Origin of the sequence: Desulfosarcina sp. (assembly GCF_033791525.1) — a bacterium.
Taxonomy (GTDB): domain Bacteria; phylum Desulfobacterota; class Desulfobacteria; order Desulfobacterales; family Desulfosarcinaceae; genus Desulfosarcina.
Genome location: NZ_JASJGN010000109.1, coordinates 1 through 9,616, shown reverse-complemented (window position 1 = coordinate 9,616; position 9,616 = coordinate 1). Strand labels below are relative to the sequence as shown.

The following is a 9,616-nucleotide window of genomic DNA, read 5'->3' as shown; positions in this document are numbered from 1 at the left end:
TTGTCTGGACCTCGCGCCGCTTAGCCCGACATCAAATGCCTGATCATACCACTGACAACCCTGTCGACAATCAACTGGCGCTCCTTGCCGGTGACGTGTTTGATTCGTTGGCCGTGCAGTTTCCGATCTGCATGGCCAGCGATGAATTTCATTTTTTTCCCCAGGCCAGGGCCAGGGTGTTCGATTGGTCCCGCTGGGATGATTTCTCCCCGACAGGCCTGGCGGACGTCATCGGGAAGCTGACCCGATGGGAACACGATCTTGACCATCAACCGCACCAGCCAACGCCATCTGCACGCAATATCGATGCGGCCATGCTGTGCCGGGTCATCCGCACGCTTCGTGACCAACTCGTCCGGGTCAAGGTGCATGAGACACAGCCAACCTTTTTCCTGACCATCGTCGGCATCGGGTTGGCCGAAGCCCTTGAAGCCGGATCCCAGGCGCTGGAAGCGCGCCTGAAGTATCTTCCCGGATTTCTCGACCAGGCCAGAGGAAATCTCAAGCGCATCCCCGGGCTCTTTCGCGATCTGGGAATCGAAATGCTGGGGAAACAACGCCGCTGGCTGGCGGCCCTGCAACTGCCGGAAGCTTATCGCGCGTCCATCGGCGATGCTTTTCAACGGCTGGACAACCATTTCAGACAGGCCGCGGTTGTCGAGAACTTCTTGCTGCCGATCAGTCTTTACGAGCAAATCGCCGTTGAGCACATGGGATGTTTGCTCACACCGGACGAGATTGAACGCGAGTTGACCCAAGAAATTGCGGAGACTCGGGCGATCCTCGACCAATCGGCCGCATCCATGGCCCCCGGTCGCCCCTGGCAAATGGTCGTTGACGCGCTGCCCCGCCCCCCAATGCCGCCCGGCGGCGCCCAACAACTCTACCGCCACACCATATCCAAGCTGGCCCGGCACTGCTCGGCACAAGGGTTGATCGCAGCCGACGAGGTGGTGCAGTGCCCGGTTACGGTGATGGGCATACCGGATTACATGCGGCCGGTGCGCAGCAATGCCGCCTACAGTATGCCGCCGATCAACCCGCCCAGAGGCGGCACCTTTTTTATCCTGGAAACCGGCCAAAGGGCCTCGATCCCGGCGGATTACCGGCTATTGACAGCCCACGAGACCTATCCCGGCCATCACCTGCTGGACACCGGCCGCTGGCGCCATGCGCGACCGATTCGGCGCCACATCGAGTTTCCGATTTTCTATGAAGGCTGGGCCAGCTTTGCCGAAGAGCTGATGTTCGAAACAGGCTTCTTCTCCGGTCCGGTGGACCGCATGCTGATGGCCAAGCGGCGTTTCTGGCGTGCTGTGCGCGGACAGATTGACTTCGAGATCCATATGCACCGACGAACGCTCGACGAAGCCGCCGTTTTCCTGGCCGAGCTGGGCATGGATCGCGGCCGGGCCACGGCCATGGTCCGAAGATACAGCTTGAAACCGGGTTACCAGCTGTCCTACACTTTGGGGCGCCGCCGCTTCCGCCGGTTGTACGATGAGAGTTGTCGAAAGGGAACCGATCCGGTCGCTTTCGCCCGCCGGGTTCTGGAGCAAGGAGAAATCAGTTTTCATCATTTAGCGCAGATACTGCAGCAAGGAGGCTAAGCGTGTCCAGTTTTCGCGGCTATCATTCGGAGTGGAATCTCGGCAGTCCCGGAGGATGGGACTACCAACGCATGACTCAGGAAATCGCCAAGGTGGTATGGCAGAAAATCAACCAGACCAAGCCCACCGGGGTTGACCTGGATTTCGATCATCCGATGCTCTATCCGGTGGTCGGCTTCGCCGAGATGCTGCTCGCCGTCCATCGCCAGCGGGAAGGCGCCAATCCCGGTCTGCTGGCGGTGGTGGCCGAAGAGGAGACCCTGGCCGATGTCACCGAGAACATCAATCTGGCCCGGCGGCTGGACGCCGTGGACGGCATTACCGGCATTCTTGCCGCACCCCACGAGTTCGAGCTGAAAAATGGCCGCGTCTGCCACCAGGGGCGGCCGGTGTCGCTGATCTTCATGGATTTCAACAATGACGTTTTCCTCAAGCTGCACCGCAAACACGATCTGACGGCGCTCTACCAGGCCATCCGAGAGAACCGAATTCTCAATCCCCGCGGCACCGAGCCGATCAACGTGAAAAGCATGTTCGAAGTCATCACCGGGTTGCAGTCCAAGCGCTTCCATCCGGAAACCGTGCGCCGAACGCCCTGGACCCGACGGTTTTTTCCCCGCACGACGATCGGCCCTAAGGGCGAAACCATCGGGGATCTGGCCGAATGGACGCGGGAAAACTGGTCTCACCTGGTGCTCAAACCCGAGCGCGGTTATTCCGGCATAGGCGTCAGGGTGGGCGGGATCGGGCAGAACGGAGACGATGCCATTGAAACCGCCCTGACCACGGGGGGGTATATCGTTCAGGCGAAAGTTGCCCTGGGCCTGTGGGGGGAGGCCATGCCGGAAATCGACCGGGAACAGGGGCGGATCGTGCTCAAGGATCGCCAGACGGATTTTCGGTGCCTGATCGGGCCCGACCAGATCTTCGGTTTTCTGTGCCGCTATGGAGACGTGCCCACCAATGTGGGCAGCGGCGGCGGCGTGCAGCCCATGGCCATATTAAAATCGCCCATGACGGTGCGCGAGGCCGTCGATCGCATCAACGGCACCATTGCGCAGATGGATTATGGCGACCTGCTGGCCATCGAAGACGCGCAGAACGCCATGGCGATAGAGGAGAAGTTCACCTACCTGCTGGGGCCGATCAAGATTGCCCTGCGACCACGCATCATCACGGCGCAGCAGCTGGCAGACCTGGAGATCTACGGCCGGGCCATTTGGGACGACAGCATCAAGCTGGAGCAAATGTGGCATGCCGGTGAACTGGATGCTTACATCGATATCGAAGAAGAAGAACTGGAAATTGCGCGCCTGCAGCCCTGGCGAGGCGGCCCGGCCATCTTCGCGGCGGACGGCCTGTTTGGTTTCGGTGCGCACCTGGAGGTGCCATGACCATCGATGTGGACCCCGACTGGTGGAAGACACTTTTCGACGAGGTCTACCTGATGACCGATGCCCGCAGCATCGGCGACGAGGTGATTACGCGGCAGGAGATCGACATCTTCACGTCGCTGGTGCCCATGCAACCCCACGACCGCATTCTCGATCTTTGTGGCGGTCAGGGCAGGCATGCCCTGGAACTCTGCCGGCGCGGTTTTCGCGATTGCACGGTGCTGGACTATTCGCAGTCGTTGATCGACATCGGTAAACGTGAGGCTGTCGATCAGTGCCGGTCCGTGCAGTTTGTGCAAGGGGATGCCCGTCATACCGACCTGCCACCCGAGACACTCGATCATGTGCTCATCCTGGGCAACTCACTGGGCTACATTACAGAGCCGGATGCCGACCTGCAAATCCTGCAGGAGAGTATGCGCCTGCTCAAACCACACGGCTGGCTGCTGCTGGATGTCACTGATGGCGCCGCCGCATGCACGACATTGGCCCCTCTTGCCTGGCATGAAATCGGCGACGACGTGGTCGTTTGCCGGCAGCGGGAAGTCACCGAGGGCCGTATCTGCGCCCGGGAGATGGTGCTAAGCAAGGCCCAAGGGATGATCCGGGATCGAACTTACTGCATCCGCCTTTACAGTGCGGAAGATCTGACCGCGCTGGTTGTTCGCGCGGGTTTCGGCGACATCAAACGCTACAGCGATGTGTCGGCCTTGAACCGTGCGGTGGACGTGGGCTGCATGAACCAGCGTCTGGTTGTCTCAGCTCGGAAATCCTGAACCGCCTGGCAACACATTGCTTCAGTCGACAAAAGAATATCACCACTTTTTGAGGTCACTCAAATTTTGGCTATGTTGGAGGAATCAGACATTTCATACCAGAAAACATCAATACTACAACTTGTATAGCAGTAGAAACTATAAACTTTGGATATGTACTTATCCAAAAAGTTTGCCCATGTTTACAAGCAAATCCAAGTCGCCTTCCGCTGTGTACTTTTCCTCCATGAACATTTGAGTACCATCGGCCTTGCCAGTTGTAATGTCCATCCAAAGATCGAAAGGTACATTGATCGTAAGGTCAGGCTTTTCGGCTGGACCCATCTCGGCATTGATAGTACCGTTAGAAATGATGAAATGGCAACTGCCTTTAATCTGACCCGAGAAATCAAACTGTATGATAGCTTTTGTGTCTTTTGCGTTATCTGGATTGAAGCCGTTGGCAAATACGAGCATGAAGGTTTTCAGTGAGTCAGGTCGAGGGATCATATCATTCTTTTCATATTTTCTCCGGGTGATTCCACCCTCGATACAGGTCCGCCACATGCAGTTGGCGAATTCGGAAAAATCCTCTTCAGTATCGCTAAGAGGTTGCTGTATGCGGGCCAATGTTTCGGGTGAAACTTTGCGATTGTTCACCAATTCAGTTCCAGCTATTTCTGTTGCTTCGAATACGTCCGTTCCTTTATTACTTGATTGAAGCAAGTATTCGGCTCCAGGTCGATATATCTCAGCTATCAATCTTCCTTCTTCTTCGTCAAAAAGAAAATTTACATAGTGAGAAAGACCAGTAAATGCATACATTGTAGGAAAACCAGCAACAGATAGAACTACCGCCGCCGAATGTTTATGGCGTAGAGGGTGCATCCATCGTCCATCTTTTTCGATAAGAAATGGCTCATGAATCGGGAGGGTTCGTTCGAGAAATATTTTCATTGTGGCATTAACTGTGTGGTGGAAAAGTGGTGTGGCATAAATACAAATGTCAGCCGCAAGCCATTTGGAGAATAGCTCCTCGGTCATATCGTCTTGGTGAATACATCGTCCCGGAGTTTTCGTCCAGCAGTTATAACAACCTATACAGACTTTAATTTTTTTTTCTCGCAGGTTTATGGTTTCGACCTCAGCTCCAGCTTGGCGCATTCCTTTCACCAAATGGTTTAGCATCAGTTCAGTTTTACTGTTGCTTCCTGTCCGAGCGCTGGAATTAAGGGCTAATACCTTCATAGCGTCTCCTCCTTAAAGAAAACAGAAATATTAGTCTAAAGTTTAACATCAATGAATCCATGTTAAAAGCGGTGTAATCTAAAAGATCTTGTGTTAAGCCATTTTACGTAAAAACTGGTGATTTATTGAGAGTATGTTGATTTGGCACCATGTTCAGATATCAAGTTGTCGGGGAAAGTTGGCTTTTGCAAATCATTGAAATAAGTAAGTTCCGCACAGATTTTGTATGACATTATTTTCTATTAAAAGGTGAACACCTTGTCTGCCTCCATAGACAGTTCATAGAGATCATCCATCCAGGCGATGGGGCAAGAGCTTGATCCCACCAGACCGTGGGATTTCATACAGACCCCTCAGACATAAAAATCACCTTCATATTGATTTATCTGTCCCATTATATTGAATTGCTCGGAGCTGCTTTTTTCAAAAAGAACGCCTTTCCCAAGCATAAACACACTTACATCATCACCCTTTTTGACCGCTACATTAGCTAATCGCATAGCGTTGAAAGCTGTTTCTGCGTCGTCTGTAGAAATAATAAACAGAATATTCATAACAAGCCTCTTCTTTTGGAGTCAGTTCCTTAATGGTCAAAACATTTGGGGCGTGATTACTTGTCAATAATGAAATAGTATCGCAATACAGATATATTGAGATAATTTCAGATCACGTAAAGTTACAGATACCATCTTACTTGAATGCCTGGTCAAGTAAATCCACTTTTCAAAGTTAACGATCAACCCGCTCCTTCAATTCCTTCCCCGGTTTGAAAAACGGCAGCTTCTTCGGTTTTCCATTACTGTAATCACTGGTTAGAATCCAAAGAATAGGTTTCCCCTATGTGATCAGTTTTGTGTTCGTAAATGTGAACATCGCGCTGGGGAAAAGGTATGGTTATGCCCTGAGCATCGAATGCTTTTTTGACCTTTTCGGTTGTATCAAAGAAGATGTTCCAGTGATCTCCTGATTTTGACCAAGCGCGCATAGTCAGGTTCACACTGCTGTCGGCCAGTTCAGATAACACAACGATAGGTTCAGGATCTTTAAATACCCGCTCGTCCTTTTCGATAATGTCCATGATGATCTGACGCGCTTTGTCGATGTCATCATCATAGGCGATGCCGAATACCAGTTCAACACGCCGTGTGCCTTTGGTAGAATAGTTAACGATGTTGTCGCTAGAAATTTTGGAATTGGGGATGATGACGGTCTTGTTGTCGGGGGTTTTAAGCTGGGTGGTAAAGATCTGAATCGCCTCCACTGTTCCGGCCACTCCTGCACCCTCGATGTAGTCGCCTACCTTGAAAGGTCTGAAGATGATCATCAGTATGCCGGCGGCGAAATTCGATAAAGAACCCTGCAGTGCAAGCCCAATTGCCAGGCCGGCAGCACCCACCACGGCGATGAAAGAAGCGGTTTGGATACCCAGCTTGTTCAGGGCCGCAATAATGACAAAGGCCAGCATGGCCACGTAGCCTAAATTGCTGACAAAGGAGACCAGGGTTTCATCGACCTTTCTTTTTAGCATCAAGCGCTCAATGATCCGCGTAATACCTTTTGCCACCCATCGCCCAATAACGACAATGGCGATAGCACTGACGACTCTGAGGCCATAAAGCGTCAATAGCGTGTATACCTTTTCCATAAGATCAGATAATTCCATTTTTCCCTCCTTCGAACTGGGGTTAAAAGCTAATCACCATTGATGTCGCAAAAATGGTGTCAGTCTTCTTTAGCGCACTAAGTCGAAGATCGTTATTATAAAATACCGTGTACGCTATTTTAAGTGCCAGAATATCTGTCAATGATCAGACGCAATTTTGGATGGGTGGTGATTACACACCAATCAACGAATATATCTGATAAATAGGTCGCGTGGTGATGTATTGAGATCATCTTTGCTAAGCGGATCTTATGAAAACCGATGATTCGTTGTAGATATATGAGATTTTTACGTTTAGTTATCCCGTTAAATCTTTATCAGTTTACGTTAAGGTCTTGACAAAGGGAAGAACCTGCAGCATTTTATAGCAGATGGAACCCCGCTTCAACAAGCCATTTTAAGCCACGGGATGGTCTAACGGCCTCCAACGGTTATTCTTTAAAAAGGAAGTTTGGGGAACATCTAAAACCCTTCTCGGATGTACGTGCATCTTTTCGATAGAGATTAGCGGCATCTCAGAGGGACATCGGCTGAGCAGGGTCATCAAAAATGATCCTGCTTTACTTTTTGATCAACAACTTTTCTATTTCAAGGGCTAAACTATTTGAAGGATTTCTGGCTTAAATTTTGAAATCGTATTTCCAGGCGTTAAAATTTATTGACTCCAATGTGACATAAACTTCCTTTATATACTTTTATTTAGGATCTATCTTTTAATAAAAAAAGGGAAGCCAACAAATAAAATACCTGTGGTGACAAGAATAAATACATTCGAAATGAAATATGGGATTATCATCAACCCTATTCCACTGATAAACGGAATAATAACTTTTTGTTTTTTTCCATACACAAAAAATCCAAGTCCTATAGATCCAAAAATCACACCCCACATTAATGTTGATGTATTCATTTCAATTTCTTCTTCACATAACGGATGAACTGTGCGGACGCGGCTTTTTGCGTCCGAATCAGATAATGGTTAGCGACCATACAATCGACGGTCAAGCACACAGTTTGGGTTGCTCATCGTATTTACGGATAATTTTCTGAGTGATCTTAGGGATGAACAACATTCAGCGCAACCACAGATCTTAAACTCGGTATATATTTACATTGATTAAATTGCTATCAGAGTAAAGCCTGATATAGTGACATATATAGAGGCTCTCAGTTATCAAACACAATGTAATTATTGCAGATTCAATCTGAGCGTTTTACAACTACCTTGGCATTGGGCCGTTGTCAAACATTTTAGCCAAGGAGGTATTTCATGAAAGCGTCAAAAGCGGGAAAAATCTGGATCGACTATCATGAGATCCATTCGAAAAAAAAATACAGTCAGAGCCCACTCGTTCGCTAAGGATAAATTTTGCCAGCAATTCGGTGATTATGACATTAACGATCTTTCCGTTGATAACATCCTGGACTTCATGAACCAAATCACTGAAGGTCGCAAACCCCAAACAAAAAACGGATACTAAGTTTCCGGAGACCATTGAGCCTGTATTTTGGGCCTAATCAGGTTTTGGTTAACCTCAAGTGAATTTTGCAGACGATCTTGCACCCGATGGCATTGAGGAAACAATTGACAGATTGGAGTATAGAATAAAAGCTGCGCTTCCGGTGGTAAACCGGATCTATATTGAGGCTGAGGCCCTGCGACGAACAAGCAGGATAAAACCCGAGAATGGTTCCTGATAATTTCAGGCAGTAATGATGAAAACGTCCGGATTTTTATCGTTGGGACGACTTCACCTCAACGAATCGGCCATCGTGTGAAACTTTTCTTTTTTCTCATTCTTTTTTTTCCGGGCGCTGAGACAGGATGCGAACATTTTTGAGTTTCAGCATTGCCGAAGGGGAGAGTGCTAATGGCAACCCCTTTCGAAGAGACGTCTTACCGGCTCGATTGGATAGATGAAGGGCTTTCATCACCAGACCCGAGGGGTCAAATTCCGTCATGATCATTTGAAAAACAACCTCTTTCAGGCCGTTTAATGCACTACCGGCAATCACGGTTTTTCCGGCGATTACAAAGGAATCAAGATCACCAAATGAAACGATGGTGGGCTTCCCACTCGGCTTGAATGGTTTTACTGCCTTGCCGGCGTTAAGGTTGATGATATTTTCCGCTGCACAAACGCCCATATCGATGGCATGGTAGGCCTGCTTTGAGTGGATACTGGATACCCCGGCGGCATCCCCTGCAAAAAAAACAGTTTCATACGCATCATGTTGCAGCGAATCCTGAACGGGTGCCCATTCATCCGGGGTGTTTGTAAAACCCGACTTGCTTAGAATCGGGTTGGGTTTGACGCCGCCGGTCCAGATGGTTACATCCGATTTCAAACGGTGACCATTGGATAACAGGACTGTTTTCGGGGTGATTTTCTTTACGACAACCCCGGTGATGCTTTCAAAGGAATAGGGCCTGCAGTGTTCTTGAATTTCGGATTCGACGTCTGCCGGCGCTTCCGGCAGAAGATGCGCCGCTCGTTCAATAATCCTGATTCGAATACCGTCGTGTTTTCGGAAGCCACGCAGTATTTCACCGAGGGCTTCGATTCCCTCGATGCCGCCGCCCACAATAACGATGTAGAACGGGCGTTTGATTTTGGAAAGTTTTTGCAACGTCTGTCCAATTGAATGACATTGGGCTACGTTTTTAAACGGCAGGGCATACTTTTCGGCACCCTGAACACCAAAGGTATTGGTAACCCCGCCGATGGCGACCACACAGTAGTCATAGCGGAGCTTTTTTCCGGATGCGGTGATGACCTGTTTTTTTCCCGGTACTATTTGTGTGACCGTACCGGAGAGAAACCGGTGTCCCATCCGCCTGACGATGGCCTTGTTAGAAAACCGCAGCATGGCCGGTGTTTTTATTCCTGAAACAAGCTCGTGAATATTGGGCCGAAATTCAAACCACGGATGTTTGTCTATCAG

Annotated in this window: 8 protein-coding genes; 3 read left to right on the top strand and 5 right to left on the bottom strand. The window is 49.8% G+C overall.

Features of this window, described 5'->3' with window-relative positions; all coding sequences use genetic code 11:
* The 3 genes from QNK41_RS05405 to QNK41_RS05395 all read left to right on the top strand — a co-directional run.
* A partial coding sequence (locus QNK41_RS05405; RefSeq protein ID WP_319254541.1) for a DUF885 family protein occupies positions 1 to 1,610 on the top strand: 1,610 nt, incomplete at its 5' end.
* Between the two features lie 2 nt (positions 1,611 to 1,612).
* On the top strand, positions 1,613 to 3,004 hold the full coding sequence (locus QNK41_RS05400) for a hypothetical protein (RefSeq protein ID WP_319254539.1): 1,392 nt from the start codon (positions 1,613 to 1,615) through the stop codon (positions 3,002 to 3,004).
* On the top strand, positions 3,001 to 3,780 hold the full coding sequence (locus tag QNK41_RS05395; RefSeq protein WP_319254537.1) for a class I SAM-dependent methyltransferase: 780 nt from the start codon (positions 3,001 to 3,003) through the stop codon (positions 3,778 to 3,780). Before QNK41_RS05400 ends, QNK41_RS05395 begins: the two co-directional genes overlap by 4 nt.
* Positions 3,781 to 3,939: 159 nt before the next feature.
* On the opposite strand, the gene QNK41_RS05390 is transcribed toward QNK41_RS05395, so the two are convergent.
* The 5 genes from QNK41_RS05390 to QNK41_RS05370 form a co-directional block, all read right to left on the bottom strand.
* The gene (locus tag QNK41_RS05390) at positions 3,940 to 5,007 is read right to left on the bottom strand and encodes an NAD(P)H-dependent oxidoreductase (RefSeq protein ID WP_319254535.1); all 1,068 of its coding nucleotides are present in this window, start codon (positions 5,005 to 5,007) and stop codon (positions 3,940 to 3,942) included.
* A gap of 242 nt (positions 5,008 to 5,249) precedes the next feature.
* On the bottom strand, positions 5,250 to 5,561 hold the full coding sequence (locus QNK41_RS05385; protein ID WP_319254533.1) for a DsrE family protein: 312 nt from the start codon (positions 5,559 to 5,561) through the stop codon (positions 5,250 to 5,252).
* Positions 5,562 to 5,812: 251 nt separating this feature from the next.
* Positions 5,813 to 6,670, bottom strand: a complete 858-nt coding sequence (locus QNK41_RS05380; RefSeq protein WP_319254531.1) for a mechanosensitive ion channel domain-containing protein — start codon at positions 6,668 to 6,670, stop codon at positions 5,813 to 5,815.
* Positions 6,671 to 7,376: 706 nt separating this feature from the next.
* Positions 7,377 to 7,580, bottom strand: coding sequence for a hypothetical protein (locus QNK41_RS05375; RefSeq protein WP_319254529.1), 204 nt, complete (start codon positions 7,578 to 7,580; stop codon positions 7,377 to 7,379).
* A gap of 884 nt (positions 7,581 to 8,464) precedes the next feature.
* Positions 8,465 to 9,505 (bottom strand): NAD(P)/FAD-dependent oxidoreductase, encoded by a 1,041-nt coding sequence (locus QNK41_RS05370; protein ID WP_319254543.1) that lies wholly within the window; start codon positions 9,503 to 9,505, stop codon positions 8,465 to 8,467.
* Positions 9,506 to 9,616 lie beyond the last annotated feature (111 nt).

Coding starts and splice junctions, on each gene's coding strand:
- QNK41_RS05375 (WP_319254529.1), bottom strand. CDS start 7,580: ATGAATACATCAACATTAATGTGGGGTGTGATTTTTGGATCTATAGGA.
- QNK41_RS05380 (WP_319254531.1), bottom strand. CDS start 6,670: ATGGAATTATCTGATCTTATGGAAAAGGTATACACGCTATTGACGCTT.
- QNK41_RS05395 (WP_319254537.1), top strand. CDS start 3,001: ATGACCATCGATGTGGACCCCGACTGGTGGAAGACACTTTTCGACGAG.
- QNK41_RS05390 (WP_319254535.1), bottom strand. CDS start 5,007: ATGAAGGTATTAGCCCTTAATTCCAGCGCTCGGACAGGAAGCAACAGT.
- QNK41_RS05370 (WP_319254543.1), bottom strand. CDS start 9,505: ATGGGACACCGGTTTCTCTCCGGTACGGTCACACAAATAGTACCGGGA.